Here is an 18,516-nt window from a genome sequence, read left to right as displayed (position 1 = left end):
CGGCGATAGATGGCAACCCAACTCCCTGAATCATTTAGAAAATTGAATTATTAAGCCAACAACACAAAAGTATGGAACTACTTGGTACCTTCAAAGTCCCCTGTAAAGGAGGGCGTATGCAAAGAAAATTACTGTTAATTATGCGATTAACTGCAATACTGACACTAGTATTCACCCTTCAACTGAGCGCTAAAACATACTCTCAGTCTGTTACCATCAAAGGAAAGCACCTCCCGCTTTACGATGTGTTTAACAGCATTAGCCGCCAGACGGGTTATGAATTTATCTATGATGAAAAGTTACTGGAGAAGGCAGCTCCCGTAAATCTGAATATGAACCAGGCCTCCCTTACAGAAGTCCTGAATGCCTGTCTGAATACCAAATTGTTTAACTACAACATTGTAGATAAAACGATTGTCATCAGCCCCAAAGTAAAAGCCGTGGAGCTTGTTGCAGTACAGCCTATACAAGGTAAGGTAACAGATGCCAAAGGAGCGCCACTCATCGGCGTGTCTATCCAGATAAAAGGCACCACGAAGGGCACAATGACCAATGCAGAAGGAGGTTTCTCCATAGCCGCCAATCCGGGCGATGTGTTGATCATCAGCTTCATTGGATATGAAAGCAAGCAGATAACAGTGGGTAATGATACCAATATCCAGGTAGCACTGGCTATCCAGGATAGTCAGCTGGGTGCTGTAGTAGTAACGGCCCTGGGTATTAAAAGATCGGATAAATCTATTACTTATTCCACCCAGCAACTGGATGGACTGGAACTGACCAAAGCGAAAGACCCTAACCTGGTAAATACCCTGAACGGTAAAGTAGCAGGTTTAACTATCTCTTCCAGCGGTTCCGGCGTAGGTGGTTCTGCCAAAGTAATCCTCCGTGGTAATAAATCAGGCCTTGGAAGCAACCAGGCGTTGTATGTGATTGATGGGGTGCCCATGAACAATACCCTTACCAATCAGCCTACCAGCGTATATGGTGGTAACCTGGCCTACGATGGCGGTGATCCGATCTCTAATCTGAACCCGGAAGACATTGAAAATATTTCTGTGTTGAAAGGTGCTTCCGCCGCAGCCCTGTATGGCAGCCAGGGCGCCAATGGTGTGATCATTGTTACTACTAAAAGTGGTAAAGCGGGTCGCACCCTGATTAATTTCTCTTCCGGCTTCAATATTACGCAGGCAGCGTACAAACCTGAATTCCAGGACCATTACGGTTCCACCAGTCAGGGAGCTGCACAAAGCTGGGGAAACAAGATCACCAGCGCTCCCAATAACCTCTCTCCCTTTTTCCAAAATGGCACCAACTTTACCAACGCCATCAGCTTGTCTTCCGGTTCCGAGAAAATGCAAACTTATTTCTCTTACGCCAACACGTCTGCCAAAGGTATTGAAGCGGGCAATAAACTGGGACGTCATAACCTGGATTTCAAAGAAACAGGGCATTTCCTGAATGATAAACTAACTGCTTCGGCAGATATAAACTATATGACGCAGAAGATTGATAATACACCGCTTTCCGGCTTGTACTACAATCCTCTCACCGGTTTATATCTTTTCCCACGCGGCCAGGATATCAGACCATACAAAGACCAGTTTGAAAAACCAGATCCTTCCAGGAACTTTCTGAATGTGCAAAACTGGCCTTTTGACGAAGATGTGCAGCAGAATCCGTGGTGGATCCTTAACCGCAATACCAACAGTCTTACCCGCAACAGGATACTGGCGAATGCTAATCTGAAATACGATATCAATTCCTGGTTGAATGTACAGGCAAGAGGAAGCATTGACCGGATCGCCGATGTATACGAGCAGAAGATATATGCCAGTTCACAAAAAGCGGTAGCGCCTGCGAATGGTTTGTATAATTACAACAACAGCACTACTACGCAGCAATATGGTGATCTGATCGCCAACTTCAACATTCCTGTAAACGATTTCAAAATTACAGGTGTTGTAGGTGGTAGCATCCGCGATGTAAAGACTACTGGCGTTTTCCTGAACTCAGGACAGGATGGTTTGTATATACCAAATGTTTTCACTGTTCAGAATATTAAAACACTCAATGGCCGTAATTCCGGCACGCAACTGGAAAATCACGGACAATGGCAATCTGTTTTTGCCAGCGCCAACATCTCCTATAAAGAGTGGTTATTCCTGGATCTGACCGCGCGTAACGACTGGGCCTCCAACCTGGCGTTTACACCACAGATGTCTTACTTCTATCCTTCTGCAGGTTTGAATGTATTGCTGAGTCAACTGGTAAAATTACCGGAGCAGATTACCTATGCTAAAATACGTGGCTCCTACGCGATAGTAGGTAACTCCCCTTTGGTTTACCAGAGTAACCCCGCACCTAATACATTGGGTACTGGTGGTACTCCCATTGTCAGTATAGCAGAACCTTTCCGTTCACTGAAACCGGAAAAAACAAAATCACTGGAATTAGGTACTGAATGGCGCTTTTTTGACAGCAGGCTGAGTATAGATCTCACCTACTATAAAACGAATACAACCAATCAAACCCTACAAATTAAATCACCGACTGCTACCTTCTTTGATACCTATTTTATTAATGCAGGTAACATACAAAACCAGGGCGTGGAAGCAGTATTACGTTATGATGTATTACGTCATACCAAATTGCAATGGAACACAGGAATCAACTTTGCTACCAATGACAATAAAATCATAGAATTGTCGCCATTGTCAGACCGTTTCACTTTAAGCGGTGCTTCCGGTGCCAACTATGCTTCCCAATTTAAAGTAGGTGGTTCCTTTGGTGATATTTACGGAACTGTGTTAAAGCATGATGACCAAGGTCGTGTGATGATTGATGCAAGCGGCAAGCCTATTAAGCAGGGCGGAGATATGGTGTATCTGGGCAATGCCAATACCAAATGGCAGTTAGGATGGAATAACAATTTTGTGTTTAACAATTTCACTTTGTCATTCCTGATCGATGGTAAATTTGGTGGTAAAGTGATGTCCGTTACCCAGGCGATGATGGACTACTATGGTGTTTCAAAAATCAGTGGTGACGCACGTGATAACGGCGGCGTTCAGGTGAATGGAGTAGATCCGACGGGTAAAGCAGTGACCACCGTGAAAGCACAGGACTGGTATTCTGTTGTTGGTGGCAGAGAAGGTGTTTCAGCAGAATATTTATACAGTGCTACTACCGTAAGATTAAGAGAAGCATCATTGGGTTATACCGTACCGGTAGCCAACTCATTCCTGAAAACACTGAAGTTTTCGCTGACTGGTCGTAACCTGTTTTATTTCTCCAAGAAAGCGCCATTTGATCCTGAGCAAACCATGTCTACTGCAAATGGACTGGGAGGTGTAGATGTGTTTATGTTGCCAGCTACCCGTAGTTATGGTCTTACATTAAATGCTTCTTTCTAAAATCATTCACGCAAAAACTGACAAAAGATGAAATTTCCAAATAAAATGCATGGCTACAAATCCCGTTTATGGGTAGCAGTAGCATTGCTGGTGGCTGGCCTGAGTGCATGTACAAAAAACTTTGAAAGATACAATACCAACAATACCGGTATAACGGAAGATCAACTGGCCGCGGATTTTAACAACCTGGGCTTATATCTGAAGTCTGCCCAGATGTCTATTTACAATTTCTCCGGTGGTGGAGATCCGAACTCTTACCAGGTGCAGCAAAACCTGAATGCTGACTGTTTTTCCGGTTATTTAATGTCACCCAATCCTTTTGGTGGCAATACCAATATGAACTACGGGCTGGTGAGTGGCTGGAATGAAGAAGCTTATAAAGTAGGTTATCTGAATATCATGTCACCTATTGCCCGCCTCCGGAAAACAGGTATTGAAAAAACTTACCCGGCCGTATGGGCAGTAGCGCAAATTGTACAGGTGACAGGTATGAGCCGGGTAACAGATATCTATGGTCCTATTCCGTATAGCCATGCCGGTGAGTCCGGTACTGCTGCTTACGACAGCCAACAGGATATTTACAAACGTTTCTTCCTGGAGCTGGATAGTGCCAGCAAAGCATTGCGCACCCAGATCAGCAGTGGTACTACACTGCCATTTAATTTTGGGAGCTTCGACCTGGTATATGGCGGCAACTTTACACAATGGCTGCGGTTTGCCAATTCACTTCGTTTGCGTCTGGCCATGCACATCTCCAATGTTGATAAAACAACGGCAAAAACAGAAGGTGAAAAAGCACTGGATCCTGCGAATGGCGGCGTGCTGGCGGATAATGCCGATAACATGACCGTAAAGGTGACCGGTGATTTCACCAATCCACTGGTATTTGTTGCCCAGAACTGGGCAGATACCCGTGTCAGCGCCACCCTCCAGTGCTTCCTGACCGGCTTCAATGATCCGCGTGTAGGTAAGTATATGGATAAATCAACCGATCCTGCTTTTCCACCACGGTACATTGGTATCCGTATGGGCAGCATTACCGGTGCTAACGATAAAAAAGATTATGTTGGCTATTCTTCTATTAATACCAATGATGGCACCACACCATCTTTTAATTTAAAAACACCAGTACAGTTAATGACTGCCGCGGAAGTATATTTCCTGCGGGCAGAAGCCGCGCTTAACAGCTGGGCCAATGCCGGCGGAACAGCCCAACAATTGTATGAACAAGGTGTGAATATGTCTATGGCGCAGTGGAAAGTGGACCCGGCAGGTTATCTTAACAATGATAGCAGCCGTCCTGCCCCTTCTGTAGATCCCAAAAAGGTAGGAGATACCATTGTCAACCCATCTGTCATCACTATCAAATGGAATAATGGTGTAAACGAGAACATACAACGTGAACGCATTGCCACGCAGAAATGGCTGGCCATGTTCCCTGAAGGACAGGAAGCCTGGACTGAATTCCGCCGGACCGGTTATCCTAAATTATTCAAGGTGATTCATAACAATAGTGGTGGTACCATTTCTTCGGATGTACAAATCAGAAGATTGCCTTATCCACAAAATGAATACAACACCAATCCCGGCACCGTAGCAAAAGGTGTGCAACTGCTGGGAGGTAGCGGAGATAATGGCGGTACCCGTCTCTGGTGGGATACCAGTAAATAAAATAATATCAAATTCTCCGGTGGCTGGCTACTTCGTCAGCCACCGGTTGTATATCATTCAACGTTAGCCTGAGCAGAGCCTCCAACATACCTGTCGTTAGACCCGTTAGCCTGGAAACCCATAACCAAAACTGAACCCGGATTATTTAAACATCTAAAATGTTGTTATGAAAACAAAATTCCACTCCTGGCGGCTGATAGCCGCAGGTACCGCCACTGCTGTAACCCTACTCTTCGCAGTTGCCTGTAAGAAAGAAAATCAAAAAAGTGTTGCCCCTGCTGATGCAAAAAATGACGGCAGAAAAGTCAGCACAGAATCTGTCACCAAAGCCGGTGGCAAGTCTGTTTGCTACGTAGAAGTAAACAGTAACAGTTTACTGAACACCGGCAAATATACCTTAACGACCGGTGGGCAACAACTGTTTGATATTGCGATCATCTTTGCCGCCAACATTAATTACAATACCACTACCCATAAGGCGGTGTTATACAACAATCCCAATGTTTCTAATGTGCTGGCTAATAAGGCGACGCAAATAGTGCCGTTACAAAACAAAGGCATGAAAGTATTGCTGTCTATTCTTGGCAATCACCAGGGCGCCGGCTTCTGCAATTTTACCAGCAGAACTTCTGCCCATGCTTTTGCACAACAGCTCAGTGACACGGTGACGTATTATGGTCTCGATGGAATTGATTTTGATGATGAGTATGCCGATTACGGCAACAATGGCACCACACAGCCCAACGACAGTTCTTTCGTGATGCTGGTAGATGAACTGCGGAAAATAATGCCTTCCAAAATCATCTCTTTCTACTACTATGGTCCGGCTGCTTCCCGCTTATCCTGGGGCGGTAAAAAAGTAGGTGATTTTGCCAATTATAGCTGGAATGCTATTTATGGCTCTTATGCTGTACCCAACGTAGCAGGACTGACGAAGAGTCAATTAGGCCCTGCCGCAGTAGATATACAAAGCACCAGTCAGAGTACTGCCAACTCCCTGGCTACGCAGACAAAAAACAACGGCTATGGTGTGTACTTATGGTATAACCTCACCAGTACAGACAAGCATACCTATTTCTCCGGCGTATCCAATATACTGTATGGCAGCAGTGTAACGTATACTCCGTAAATACGGAAGTGCATAAACGAAAAAAGCCGTTTCCGATATGGAAACGGCTTTTCCTACTTCATTACTACTTCTCGTATACTTCTCCGGTACTTAGGATTCGTCTATCTATTACATTCCCCCTATACTTCTATTACTGTTCCACGGCACTCTTACTACTGTTACATTACTCTTTTACTACACTGTTACTACACTCTTACTACTCTTTCACCGCACTATGAGCTTTATAATCATTCCAATTCCCTCGTAACACACTGTCAATCAACCTGATTCATGCGTTTACTTTATGCTTTCTTCCCTTGCAGACAACCGGAACCAATCCTTTGCATAAGGCTTCAGTAAAGCCGTGGCAGCGGTGGGTCCCCAGGTACCTGCTTTATACAAATGCAGCTCTTTTGCGGGATACTTCTTCCAGGTATCTACAATGGGCATTACTACTTTCCAGGCAGCTTCTACCTGATCGGCACGCATAAACAAAGTAGGGTTACCATCCAGCACATCCAGCAACAATGCTTCGTATGCTTCGGGAATTGTTTCGGTGTAAGATTCCTGGTAAGTGAAATCCATTTCTACCGGTTTCAGTTTCATTTTTAAACCGGGGACTTTACTTTCAAACAACAAACTTATTTCCAGTTCTGGTTGGATACTGATGATAAGCCTGTTTGGTGTAAGGTCATCTTTAAAAATTTTATGGGGAGAATCTTTAAACTGTACTACGATGACGGATGACTGTACCGGCATGGATTTACCCGTACGTAAAAAGAAAGGTACTCCTTTCCATCTGTCGTTGTCAATAAATAAACGTGCGGCCACAAAGGTTTCTGTATTGGAGGCAGATTGCACATGCTCTTCTTTACGATAAGGCAGGCGTGGGGTTCCATGTACGTTACCGGCGGTATACTGTCCGCGGATCACGTTTTTAAGCACCTGCGCCGGTGTATATTGACGGATGGCTTTCAATACTTTTACTTTGGCATCGCGGATCAGTTCTGATTTATAAAACTCCGGGGAGTCCATAGCTACGATACACATTAACTGCAGCAAGTGATTCTGTATCATATCACGTAAAGCGCCAGCGCCGTCATAATAACCGCCGCGTTTGCCTACGCCCACCTCTTCCGCCACACTGATTTGTATATGATCAATATATTTTTTATTCCATAGTGGTTCAAATACATAGTTGGCAAAGCGGAACGCCATGATATTCTGTACCGCTTCTTTACCCAGGTAATGATCTATGCGATAGATCTGTTTTTCAGCAAACCGTTTCGTTAAAAAGCGATTGAGTTTTTTGGCGGTATCCAGGTCGGTACCGAAAGGCTTTTCTACTACGATGCGGTCGAGGGCATCGCGGTTGCAGAGGGTATGTTTATATAGGCCATCTGCAATGATTTCGATAAAGCGGGGTGCCACGGCGAAATAAAAGATCCGGGTACTGTTCTTTTTCTGCTTTTTGTCAAAAGCATCCAGCTTTCCTTTCAGGCCGGTGTAGGTTTCTGTTTTCAGGAAATCGCCCTGCAGATAGTGAATGTTTTCAGCAAATCCTTCCCATTCTTTTTCATCGGCCTTTCCGTTCCTGCTAAACTCGTTGATACCTGCCAGCAGGTCAAGTTTAAAGGCGGCTTCATCTTCTGCCAGGAAGTCCACACAATAGATGGTAAATACAGGCGGAAGGTGCTTGTCTGTATACAAATTATAAAGAGCCGGAATCAGTTTTCTTTTTGTCAGATCCCCTTTGGCGCCGAAGATGGTGATAGCGGCGGGGATTATTTTTCCAGGTTTCATCTAAGCATCGGTTTATAGTGCTGTAATTTAAGCATCAATTCCCGGAATATGGCAATACAATTTTGCCGGCGACGGGTATCACCACCTCAACCGGCACTGACTGGGAAGATAGCATCCCGCGCTATAACTATTTTTTTTTACAATATGAACCAATCATCAACGTTTACGGACATATCCGGCGGGAACCTTTAATGCTTCTATGGCATTGACCAGGTACACCATGGGAGCATTCCAGTTGATCGCAATTTCGTTGGAAGCATAGGCCTGGTCGTGGTCAATATAAGCGGTTTCCGGCGCTGTAAATTCGTACCGGACTTTATCCTGCATACCCGGATTAGGTCCTGCTACGAGCAAGCCAGGTACCGGGTCCGTTATTCCATCTGCTACGGAAGGGCGATGGTGCGGATGCATAGGCGACTGTGTACCTGTTCCGGTTAAAAAAGAATAGTGGGTAGCATTGCGGCCCAGTAAATAATCCAGGTTAGTCAGTGCACCATCTATATACTTCCTGTCACGGGTAAGCCTATACGCATTCAGCAACAGAACGCCTTCGTTGGCAGCCACGGAATTACTACCCCATATAAAATCGCGGGCAGTTTGTCCCATAACCGTCCGGAAGGCACTGCTGCCGGCCTTTTCTATATAAGCGTTGGCCAGTTCCAATACGCGTGTACGCATGAGCGTTACTGTGGCACTGGTATTGGCCGGTAAATCTTTACTGCGTAAAAATGAATAATACCCCAACATGCCTACTTCTGCCCAGTCGGGCAATTTTACTTTATCGCTCATATGCTGCTGCACCATTTCAAAGTATTGGGGATCGCGGGTGGTGAGATATAGTTCCGCTGYCGCCCATAACCATTCATCGCTAAAATATCTATCCCCATAAGGACCTGTGGTGACGGCCGGTGCATATATTTTATTGAGCTTATCCTGGTCATATGCCAGCGCAGGAAACTGTTTGGCCCAGGCCCATGCTTTGGCCGCGGCCTTGCTGCAACTATCTGCCAACTGCGGGGTAAACGGTTTCAATACCCGTGCGGCCTGTGCTGCCACGGCCGCAAAGTCCAGCGTGGCAGCGGTACCTTTTGCCACTACATAGCGCGGTGCTTTGGTAACACCCGGCATCACCATGCCATCAAAGACCGCATTGGTGCATTTGTTATACACCCCGCCATCGGCAGGGTCCTGCATGGTCAGCATCCAGCGGAGATTGTACATCACCTCATTCAGGATGTCCGGTATGGCATCACTGCTTTCCGGGATAGTCGTTTTCAGTTGTTTAAAGTAATCAGGATAGTCCTCATAGGCGGAGAGCAAGGTCCCCATGGTGATTCCGGAATTAACGATGTATTTGTTATAATCACCTGCATCATACCAGCCACCTGGTGTGCCGATTACAGTTCCCGCAGGGCGTGACGGACTGGCGGCGCCAACATGCACCAACACCTGCGTATCCGGATGCCCGGCCGGCCGATGCCATTTGCCGGCGAAACGCTCTTCCAGTGGCATGTCGGAACGTTGATAATAATATCCTTTCAGACTGGCTATACCAACAGCATGGTGTATCTCGTTGCCAATAATAAAATTCCGGGAATCTCCCAAAGAGGTGGAATTCATCGGTCGTACACCGGATACATATATGCGATAGCTTCCGGGTGTGGTCAACGCTGAAAAGTCGGCGATCCTTGTTTTGGTGGCAGACCAGGCAGATGTTTTCTCTTCACTTAACATACCCCGGAAAACAGTATCCCGTTCCTTAATAATATAAAAATGCGGGTCTGAAACAGGCGCCGTCACCACCGCCACTTTCTGTGCATAGGGATAAAACCCTGACTGATTTAACTGGATGGTAGTAACGATTTGTTGCGCATGCCCGGAGAGTGCCGCCAATAATAGCAGAAAAGGGAGTGCCGCTTTATTTTTTAACATGGAATTTTATTTTAAAACAGACTGTTAATATAATCGATTTTCCAGCATTATTCCGGGCAATTTCCATCTCCCCGAAACATACCCGTAAAAACATACCAGGCAGCAGTTTCGGGGAATTAAACTTACATTAGCAACTGGTTATTCCGGCAGTCAATTTATATGAGTACATCAAAAACAACCTTACAACAGCTATTATTTGAGTTATCAGGGGTATTGCCTGCTGACACTACCGCATTGTTTGCCATGACCCGGATGATAAAGCTGGAGGCCAATGAGATATACATCCGCGAAGGAGATACAGAAAGACGCCTGGCATACATTGAACAAGGCATCATGCGGGCATATATCATCAAGGATAACGGTGACGAGGCTACGTTGTTTCTACGCTGGGAACATCAGTTCATTGCTTCGCACGACACCATTATAAACCGGCAGCCCTCCCGCTTCATTTACCGCGCGCTGGAGCCTACCACCCTGTTGGAAATGGATTATGATGTTCTGGAAGAAGTATTAAAAACACATCCTGAATATGAGCCTTTGCGAAACTTTTTCCTGATGCGCATGTTATCTGAATCCCTGAAGATGATGGAATCCTTTGTAACGTTATCTCCGGAGGAGCGTTACCGTGCCTTGCTGACAGAACGTTTCGACCTGGTAAACCGGGTACCTGATAAATATATTGCTTCCATGCTGGGCATTACGCCTGTATCACTCAGCCGCATCAGAAAGCGTATGCATACCAAAGGGAAGGGTGGAAATTAACCTTTGTTAAGACCGGAAGTTATCCTTTGTTAACCACATCTGCCCCACTCCTGCGCTAATTTTGGGACATAAAACTCATGGTTTATGGACACGATAGTGACGGCTGCAGGTAAAATTTTCGTTCTTTCCGCGCTCAGGTATTTTGCACTGGCAGGTATTCCTTTCGCATTATTTTACCTGTTGATGCCCAACAAACTTAACCGTTTTAAGATACAGCAGAAACTGGCTTCCAAAAAGGATTTCCTCCGGGAAATATGGTACTCCATGCAAAGCACCCTGGTATTTACCATCATTACTATTGTATTGTTATTCACACCGCTGCGGCAGTATACGATGATTTATAGTCGGCTGTCAGATTTTCCGATGTGGTATATAGGTGTGAGTGTGGTGTTGAGTCTTATTGTACACGATACCTATTTCTACTGGATGCATCGGATCATGCATCATAAAAAATTGTTTAAGCTCACGCATGTAGTGCATCATGAAAGTACCAACCCCTCTCCATGGACTTCTTATAGTTTTCATTTTGCCGAAGCTATTGTCGAAGGTGGTGTGCTGGTGGTGATTGCCTGCCTGATGCCATTGCATCCGCTGTCTATATTGCTATTTACGATCAGCGGATTTATCATTAATGTATATGGACACCTGGGCTATGAAATTATGCCCCGCTGGTTCCGCCATTCCTGGGCATTTGAGGTATTCAATACTTCCGTACACCATAACCTGCATCATAAAAAGTTCAGGGGCAACTATGGTCTTTACTTCCGGGTATGGGACCGGACCATGGGTACAGAGCATCCTGATTATGTAAAAGAATTTGACCGCTTACAGGCCGCCCGCTTTGGTAAGCCGGTGAGCGCATGAGCAATAAATAGCGATGCAACTATCCGGCAATTCCGGGTAGTTGCCGTTTAATAATTCCACATCATTGACTTTTCCCCATTTTCTCCCTATCATTGTACCCAATTCCTATCATACACCCTGACGCTTCATTTTTTTCAAGCTTCCCTTTTCGGTCCCCGTGTTCATGTAATAGCAGCAGCGGAAAGCATTTGTTCATCGTTATTCAAAAAAATGAATAACGCTAAAGCAGGTACATGCAAAAAGTATTGATGACCGCCATTCTCCTGATGGGTGGTATTGCACAAGTCGGCGCACAGTCTAAACAAGACAGCAGCAGCAAAGTATTTTCCCTGGGGGAAGTGGTGGCCTACGGCAGCCGGCACGATTCTGTCGGCACTATCAGCATGGAGCAAATCCGACAGTTTCATCGCCTGAATGTAGCCACCGCTTTGAATCTCCTGCCCGGCATCAGCCAGTCCAACGTAGGCCCCCGCAATGAATCCATGATCTACCTACGGGGATTTGATCTCCGTCAAACACCCGTTTTTATTGATGGGGTGCCGGTATACGTACCTTATGACGGTTATGTAGACCTGGCCAGGTTTACTACTTTTAATCTCTCTAAGATAGTAGTGGAAAAAGGAGGCGCCTCCGTATTATATGGTCCTAACACCATGGGCGGTGTTATTAATCTCATCTCCTCAAAACCCGTACATGCACTGGAAATAAATGCCTCCGCCGGATGGCTGACTGGTGGGCACGAAGAAGCCATCAACATCGGTAGCCGCATGAAAAAATTCTACCTGCAGGGCGATCTGTCCCGCTATCAGCGTGATTACTATCATCTCTCCAATGACTTCAAATCTTCCAAAACAGAAGATGGTAATAAAAGAGACAACTCCTATAATAACGACTGGCGTTATGGATTCAAACTGGGCTATACCCCTAATGAAAAAAACGAACTGGCCATCGGCTACTCTCACCAGGAAGGGTCCAAGGGATCGCCGGTATATACGGGAACGGATACACTGAATTCACAGTATAAAAGTCCGCGTTACTGGCAATGGCCCAAGTGGAATAAAGAAAGTATTTACTTCCTTTCCAATAGCAGTCTGAGTGCAAAGAGCAACCTGAAAACAAGATTGTTCTATGATCGCTTTGTGAACCTGCTAAAAAGTTTTGATGATGCAACTTACAGCACACAAAAAAAACCTTATGCTTTCAGCAGTTACTACAACGACTATACGCTTGGTGGCAATATTGAATACGGACAAGTGTTATCTGCTGCCAATAACTTAAAAGCAGCGGTGCATTTTAAGCAGGATGTACACCGGGAACACAACGAAGGTGAACCGGAAAGAAAAGTAGCTGATAATAATTTTTCTGCCGGCATCACCGACCAGCATGCCTTTGATCAACACTGGACGTTGCAGGGCGGCACAGCTTTTAATTATCGTCAAAGCCTGGAAGCACAGAATTATAACAGTCAGACGAAAACGATTACTGACTTCCCTTCCAATAACAGCCACGCCGTAAACGCACAGGCGAAGTTAATGTATGCCTTTATCACCGGGCGTATGCTCACCTTTTCGGTGGATCGGATGACACGTTTTGCCACCATCAAAGACCGCTATTCTTATAAGCTGGGCACCGCAATACCCAATCCTGATCTGCAACCGGAAAACACCTTAAATTTTGCTTTGCAGTATACCGATACGCGGATTAAAAATGTGAGCCTGGATGGTTCCATATTTTGCAACCGCATTCAGAACGTGATTCAGAATGTGAATAATGTGGTGTATGATACGACAAAGCGTCAATGGCTATCACAGTCGCAGAACAAGGGTAAAGCGGTGTACTATGGCGCAGAAGCGGCTATCACCTGGAATGTATCAACTGATTTTACAGCGGGATTGAATTATACTTATATCAAACGGAAAAACATCGATAATCCAAACATTCATTTTACAGATGTACCGGAGCACAAAGCGATAGGCTGGTTGCAGTACAATATTTCACGCTTCGGCTTTTTATTGAACGGGGAGTATGATTCCGACCGTTACAGCAGCAGTTATGGCACTACTGCACCGGGATTTTTCCTGTTGCATGGTAGTGCGTTGATAAAAGTAACCAACTGGTTAAAAGTGCAGGGTGGGGTGAACAACATTTTTGATAAAAATTATATGCTCACAGAAGGTTATCCTGAGCAGGGAAGGAATTATTTTGCCAGGGTGCTTTTCAATTATTCCTATTTTTAGGGAGATGAATACACGCTGGCTACTTATTTTGCTGGGACTTGCTGCACTTCCTTTCCTGGGCAGCAGGATGGCTTTTGTGACCGAGCCATATACTCCCGTATACCCGGCCTATTTTGGTAACAGAACAAATATCCCGGCAGATAATCTCCTTACCCGCGAAGGCGTTTATTTAGGGCGGCGGTTGTTTTATGAAACACAGCTTTCTGCCGGCAATAAAATTTCCTGTGGCAGTTGTCACCAGCAAAAGCTGGCCTTTACAGATGGTAAGGCTTTCAGCACCGGCGTGGATAGTATCCGGACAGACCGCAGTGCCATGTCGCTGGCCAACCTGTTATGGGTGAGGAACTTTTTCTGGGATGGCAGGGCGGGCAGCCTGGAGCAACAGGCCCTGACGCCGCTGACGGCTCCACATGAAATGGGACAGTCGCTGGAACAATCGGCCGAAAAATTACGCCATACGAAGGGATATCCGGCCCTTTTTCGTGCCGCCTTTGGTGTGGACAGCCTCACCGGCGATCAGATCGTAAAAGCCCTGTCGCAATTCGAAAGAACGCTGATATCAGCTAATGCTCCATACGACCGGTACCTGGAAGGGAAATATCAACCAGCTGCTGCTGCCCTGAGAGGGATGCAACTATTTATGTCTGCTCCAGCGCCGGAAAGAAATATCCGGGGCGCCAACTGCGGGCATTGTCATGGTAGCCCTAAGCTATATATGGAGCTGTTTCATAACAACGGGCTGGATAGTCTCCCGCCGGATGCCGGCAGAGAAAAGCTGACCGGCCAGGCTGCAGACAGGGGCCGGTTTCGGGTACCAACTCTTCGCAACATCGCCTTAACCGCACCTTATATGCATGATGGGCGTTTTCAAACGCTGGAACAGGTACTGGATCATTATAGTGAGCATATTATCAGCAGCCCTTCCCTGAGTCCGGTGCTACGTAATACCTCCAACGCCATGGGCGGCAATTCGCTTCAGCTTAGTAATAGTGAAAAGAAAGATATCATTGCCTTTTTACACCTGCTGACAGATTCAACATTTATCAACAATCCACAATTTTCAAATCCTTTTAATTAATCAGCATGACCTATAAACACGTTGCTTTTTTTGTAACTACCATTCTTCTTTCTGCTGTGGTACGGGCACAGTCTATTTCCGTAGAAGGGGAAGTAGCACATCCTTTAAAGCTGAGTGCAGCAGATATCACCGCGATGAAAAAAGTGGAAGTGGTGGCAGCAGACCGGGATGGGCAAACCCATCATTACTCCGGTGTGCCGGTATATGAAATCCTGCAACAGGCGGGTGTTACATTAGGACCGCAATTACGCGGTGAAAATATGTCCAAGTACCTGCTGGTAAAATCCGGCGATGGGTATGAAGTATTATTTTCCCTGCCAGAACTGGACAGCACTTTTACTAACCGGGTGATTATATTAGCTGATAAAATGGATGGGAATCCGCTCCCTGCAGGGAAAGGGCCTTTTCGTATAGTGGTGCCCGGTGAAAAGAAACCTGCCCGCTGGATCTGGGAGGTAACGACCATGACTGTACGATTTGCAAAATAAGACGATCGCTATGTGGAAATTATTTATTCATCCTGGCCACGGCGGTGGTCAGGAACTCCTGGAAAGCGTGGTTCAGTTCATGAAATAACCGGATGGCTTGCTCCCCTTCCCTTGTCAGCAAAGCGCCACCTCCATTTTTCCCTCCTCTTTCAAATATCACCAGCGGCTGGCTGGTCCGCTTATTCATCTGATCTACAAAATCCCAGGCCTGCCGATAGGAAATCTTCATGGCCGTTGCCGCCTTCCTCAATGAACCCAGCTCGCTGATTTTTTCCAGCAACTCAATTCTACCATAACCCAGAAAAGGGCCCTGTTCCGTTTCAATCCATATCCGCCCGTTTGCAATCAGTTTCATGTTGTATTGTGTGGGTATGCGCCTAAAGATAGACGACCCTGTCTTAAAATTCTCCATCAAAATACTTACTGAAATAATATTTTATTTTATGTTATATTACGGTACACACAATCGAGATCTTTCTAATGACACAAAACAAGGGCTTAAAGAAAACACTGACTCCCTTTATGCTGTGGGGGCTTGGAGTAGGATACGTTATTTCAGGTATGTACTTTGGTTGGAATCTTGGACTTGAAAAAGGTGGCACCGGAGGTATGGCCATTGCCACCCTTGTGATCATGGTGATGTATGTAACCTTTACATTCAGTTATGCCGAACTGGCCTGCGCGATCCCCAAAGCAGGCGGCGTATTTGATTATGCCAACAGGGCCATGGGCAAAAATGTCGGCTTTATTGCGGGCATTGCCCAGGTAGTTGAATTTATATTGGCGCCTCCCGCCATTGCCTTCGCCATCGGCGCTTATTTCAATGCATTTTTTCCACAGGTCCCCGTATTAGTCAGTGCCATTGCCATCTATTTTGTGTTTACGGCATTGAACGTATATGGTGTAAAAGCGGCGGCTTCGTTCGAAGTGATTGTCACCATTTTTGCCGTAGGAGAGTTACTGCTATTTTCGGGACTGTCGCTGCCGAAATTCCAGGTAGTGAATCTTACCAACAACGCCTTCCCGAACGGATGGGGCGGCGCCTTTGCCGCTATCCCTTTTGCCATCTGGTTTTTCCTGGGCATCGAAGGCATTGCCAACGTAGCCGAAGAAACAAAAAATCCGCAGCGGGATATCAGCAAAGGTTTTGGATGGGCCATCCTCACCCTTGCCATATTATGTATACTCATATTTGTGGCGGCCACCGGTATTGCCGGCTGGGAAGCCATTGTATATAAAAACGGTATCAGCGGAGAAACCTCCGACTCTCCCCTGCCATTGGCGCTGGCCAAAATAACCGGCGCCAACCACCTCATGTATCACCTGCTGATTACAGTAGGCTTATTTGGGCTGGTGGCCTCCTTTCACGGACTTATCCTCGCAGCAGGGCGATCTACCTACGAAATGGGCAGGGTGCATAATTTGCCGTCGTTGCTGGGCAAAATATCTCCCCGTTTTCATACCCCCGCCAATGCGTTGATTGGTAACATGGTAATTGGTATTTTAGCGTTACTTTCCGGTAAAACATCCGAGATTATTATCGTATCGGTTTTTGGTGCACTCACGCTTTATATCATTTCTATGGTGTCAATTATCATATTGAGAAAACGGGAACCAGAATTACCAAGGCCATTCAAAGTGGCTTTCTACCCGGTATTCCCGGTGATCTCGCTGGTCATTGCCACCGTATCTATCATTGCCATGTTCCTCTACAATCCTTTGCTGGGGGCCATCTATTTTTCCATATTGGCCATTGCCTTTTTGTTGTACAAAATATTTAAACCCGCCAATACATGACTACATCAGAAATATTAGCGTACGTAAAACAACACCCCTCCGGTAAAGTAAAAGTAGCGGTGACAGATATCGATGGCGTATTGAGAGGTAAATACATTGCGGCAGAGAAGTTTGCCTCCGTAGTAGAAAACAGACTCGCGTTCTGCGACGTGACCTTTGGCTGGGACATGAGCGACGTGGTGTATGATAATGTGAAGTTCACCGGCTGGCATACCGGCTACCCCGATGCACATGTGAAAATAGATCTCAGCACCTTCCGTAAAATTCCCTGGGAAAATGATGTTCCTTTTTTCCTGGGAGATTTTGTGCAGGAAGATAATACCGCCACCTATACCTGTCCGAGACAGCTGTTGCGCAAGGTGATGGCAGACGCCACAGAAAGCGGCTTTGTGCCTTATTTTTCGCAGGAATTTGAGTGGTTCAACTTTACAGAAACACCGGATACCGCGCATCAGAAGCAATTCCGGGACCTTACCCCGTTAACACCAGGTATGTTTGGATACTCCATTTTACGGAGTGCATTGAAGAACGAGTACATGAGCAGCCTGTTTGAACAACTGGTAAAATTTGACATACCGATAGAAGGTTTACATACCGAAACCGGACCAGGCGTATATGAAGCGGCCATTAAATACGCTACCATATTACAGGCAGCCGATCAGGCCGTGCTGTTTAAAACGGCCGTAAAAGAGATTGCCTATAAGCATGGAGTAATGGCTACTTTCATGGCCAAGATCAATGAAAACCTGCCCGGCTGCAGCGGACATGTACACCAGAGCTTATGGGATAAGGATAGTAAACACAATTTATTTTATGAGGAGAAAGATGCCCATAAAATGAGTGCACTGATGAAAAGCTATATAGCCGGGCAGTTGCACTGCTTACCGCAGATACTCCCCATGATCGCACCTACTATCAACAGCTATAAACGCCTCGTAGAAGGGGCCTGGGCACCTACTACGCTCACCTGGGGCATCGACAACAGAACGGTGGCCTTAAGAGCATTACCAGGCAATATAAAAGCCACCCGCCTGGAAACAAGGGTGGTAGGCTCAGATACCAATCCGTACCTGGCATTGGCCGCTTGTCTCGCTGCTGGCCTGTATGGCATCAGAAACAACCTGACCCTGAAAAAAGAAGCCACCATCGGCAATGGGTACAAAGACACCTCAAATGGTGTATTACCTCAGAACCTTCATATTGCTACACAGCAAATGAAGGAGTCGGCGCTGGCGAAAGAATTATTCGGGGCCTCCTTCGTAGAACATTTTACGTTAACGCGGGAGTGGGAATGGAAACAATACGCGAAAGCAGTCACCGACTGGGAATTGAAAAGATATTTCGAAATCATCTAAGCATC

Annotated in this window: 13 protein-coding genes; 10 read left to right on the top strand and 3 right to left on the bottom strand. The window is 46.0% G+C overall.

All coding sequences use genetic code 11. The features are described from left to right. Positions 1 to 140: 140 nt before the first annotated feature. The 3 genes from AC1DP6_RS16590 (at position 141) to AC1DP6_RS16580 (ending at position 6,216) form a co-directional block, all read left to right on the top strand. Positions 141 to 3,416 (top strand): SusC/RagA family TonB-linked outer membrane protein, encoded by a 3,276-nt coding sequence (locus tag AC1DP6_RS16590; protein ID WP_477055830.1) that lies wholly within the window; start codon positions 141 to 143, stop codon positions 3,414 to 3,416. A 27-nt stretch (positions 3,417 to 3,443) separates the two neighbouring features. Then, on the top strand, positions 3,444 to 5,087 hold the full coding sequence (locus AC1DP6_RS16585; protein WP_477055829.1) for a SusD/RagB family nutrient-binding outer membrane lipoprotein: 1,644 nt from the start codon (positions 3,444 to 3,446) through the stop codon (positions 5,085 to 5,087). Between the two features lie 166 nt (positions 5,088 to 5,253). Then, positions 5,254 to 6,216, top strand: a complete 963-nt coding sequence (locus AC1DP6_RS16580; protein ID WP_477055828.1) for an endo-beta-N-acetylglucosaminidase H — start codon at positions 5,254 to 5,256, stop codon at positions 6,214 to 6,216. A gap of 276 nt (positions 6,217 to 6,492) precedes the next feature. On the opposite strand, the gene zwf is transcribed toward AC1DP6_RS16580, so the two are convergent. Further along, positions 6,493 to 7,998: a glucose-6-phosphate dehydrogenase gene (zwf, locus tag AC1DP6_RS16575; protein ID WP_477055827.1), complete on the bottom strand. Its 1,506-nt coding sequence runs from the start codon at positions 7,996 to 7,998 to the stop codon at positions 6,493 to 6,495. Between the two features lie 156 nt (positions 7,999 to 8,154). Beyond that, positions 8,155 to 9,930 carry a glycoside hydrolase family 9 protein gene (locus AC1DP6_RS16570; RefSeq protein ID WP_477055826.1) on the bottom strand — a complete coding sequence of 592 codons (1,776 nt, stop codon included), beginning with the start codon at positions 9,928 to 9,930 and terminating at the stop codon, positions 8,155 to 8,157. A 159-nt stretch (positions 9,931 to 10,089) separates the two neighbouring features. Here AC1DP6_RS16570 and AC1DP6_RS16565 point away from each other — a divergent pair, with 159 nt between their 5' ends. From AC1DP6_RS16565 to AC1DP6_RS16545, 5 genes are all read left to right on the top strand, one after another. Further along, a complete protein-coding gene (locus AC1DP6_RS16565) occupies positions 10,090 to 10,692 on the top strand; it encodes a Crp/Fnr family transcriptional regulator (RefSeq protein ID WP_477055825.1) in 603 nt (200 codons plus the stop codon). A gap of 84 nt (positions 10,693 to 10,776) precedes the next feature. Next, complete coding sequence (locus tag AC1DP6_RS16560; protein WP_477055824.1) at positions 10,777 to 11,556, top strand: sterol desaturase family protein; 780 nt, start codon at positions 10,777 to 10,779, stop codon at positions 11,554 to 11,556. 233 nt (positions 11,557 to 11,789) lie between these two features. Beyond that, the gene (locus AC1DP6_RS16555; protein WP_477055823.1) at positions 11,790 to 13,793 is read left to right on the top strand and encodes a TonB-dependent receptor plug domain-containing protein; all 2,004 of its coding nucleotides are present in this window, start codon (positions 11,790 to 11,792) and stop codon (positions 13,791 to 13,793) included. A gap of 4 nt (positions 13,794 to 13,797) precedes the next feature. Next, complete coding sequence (locus tag AC1DP6_RS16550) at positions 13,798 to 14,871, top strand: cytochrome-c peroxidase (protein WP_477055822.1); 1,074 nt, start codon at positions 13,798 to 13,800, stop codon at positions 14,869 to 14,871. 5 nt (positions 14,872 to 14,876) lie between these two features. Further along, on the top strand, positions 14,877 to 15,359 hold the full coding sequence (locus tag AC1DP6_RS16545) for a molybdopterin-dependent oxidoreductase (RefSeq protein WP_477055821.1): 483 nt from the start codon (positions 14,877 to 14,879) through the stop codon (positions 15,357 to 15,359). Between the two features lie 19 nt (positions 15,360 to 15,378). Here the strand turns inward: AC1DP6_RS16545 and AC1DP6_RS16540 are convergent, their stop codons facing one another. Continuing rightward, the gene (locus AC1DP6_RS16540) at positions 15,379 to 15,714 is read right to left on the bottom strand and encodes a winged helix-turn-helix domain-containing protein (RefSeq protein WP_477055820.1); all 336 of its coding nucleotides are present in this window, start codon (positions 15,712 to 15,714) and stop codon (positions 15,379 to 15,381) included. Between the two features lie 125 nt (positions 15,715 to 15,839). Between AC1DP6_RS16540 and eat the strand changes: the two genes are divergently transcribed. Together eat and AC1DP6_RS16530 are read left to right on the top strand one after the other, a co-directional pair. Then, positions 15,840 to 17,156, top strand: coding sequence for an ethanolamine permease (gene eat / locus AC1DP6_RS16535; RefSeq protein ID WP_477055819.1), 1,317 nt, complete (start codon positions 15,840 to 15,842; stop codon positions 17,154 to 17,156). Further along, the gene (locus AC1DP6_RS16530) at positions 17,153 to 18,511 is read left to right on the top strand and encodes a glutamine synthetase family protein (protein WP_477055818.1); all 1,359 of its coding nucleotides are present in this window, start codon (positions 17,153 to 17,155) and stop codon (positions 18,509 to 18,511) included. Before eat ends, AC1DP6_RS16530 begins: the two co-directional genes overlap by 4 nt. Positions 18,512 to 18,516: the final 5 nt, after the last annotated feature.

The sequence above is a fragment of the Chitinophaga sp. 01L420 genome (assembly GCF_056399985.1).
This window is presented reverse-complemented; position numbering and strand designations above follow the sequence as displayed.

What these genes read in the sequence shown, in the direction of transcription:
- AC1DP6_RS16590 (WP_477055830.1), top strand. Translation starts at nt 141, where the DNA reads ATGCGATTAACTGCAATACTGACACTAGTATTCACCCTTCAACTGAGC.
- AC1DP6_RS16585 (WP_477055829.1), top strand. Translation starts at nt 3,444, where the DNA reads ATGAAATTTCCAAATAAAATGCATGGCTACAAATCCCGTTTATGGGTA.
- AC1DP6_RS16580 (WP_477055828.1), top strand. Translation starts at nt 5,254, where the DNA reads ATGAAAACAAAATTCCACTCCTGGCGGCTGATAGCCGCAGGTACCGCC.
- zwf (WP_477055827.1), bottom strand. Translation starts at nt 7,998, where the DNA reads ATGAAACCTGGAAAAATAATCCCCGCCGCTATCACCATCTTCGGCGCC.
- AC1DP6_RS16565 (WP_477055825.1), top strand. Translation starts at nt 10,090, where the DNA reads ATGAGTACATCAAAAACAACCTTACAACAGCTATTATTTGAGTTATCA.
- AC1DP6_RS16560 (WP_477055824.1), top strand. Translation starts at nt 10,777, where the DNA reads ATGGACACGATAGTGACGGCTGCAGGTAAAATTTTCGTTCTTTCCGCG.
- AC1DP6_RS16555 (WP_477055823.1), top strand. Translation starts at nt 11,790, where the DNA reads ATGCAAAAAGTATTGATGACCGCCATTCTCCTGATGGGTGGTATTGCA.
- AC1DP6_RS16550 (WP_477055822.1), top strand. Translation starts at nt 13,798, where the DNA reads ATGAATACACGCTGGCTACTTATTTTGCTGGGACTTGCTGCACTTCCT.
- AC1DP6_RS16545 (WP_477055821.1), top strand. Translation starts at nt 14,877, where the DNA reads ATGACCTATAAACACGTTGCTTTTTTTGTAACTACCATTCTTCTTTCT.
- AC1DP6_RS16540 (WP_477055820.1), bottom strand. Translation starts at nt 15,714, where the DNA reads ATGAAACTGATTGCAAACGGGCGGATATGGATTGAAACGGAACAGGGC.
- eat (WP_477055819.1), top strand. Translation starts at nt 15,840, where the DNA reads ATGACACAAAACAAGGGCTTAAAGAAAACACTGACTCCCTTTATGCTG.
- AC1DP6_RS16530 (WP_477055818.1), top strand. Translation starts at nt 17,153, where the DNA reads ATGACTACATCAGAAATATTAGCGTACGTAAAACAACACCCCTCCGGT.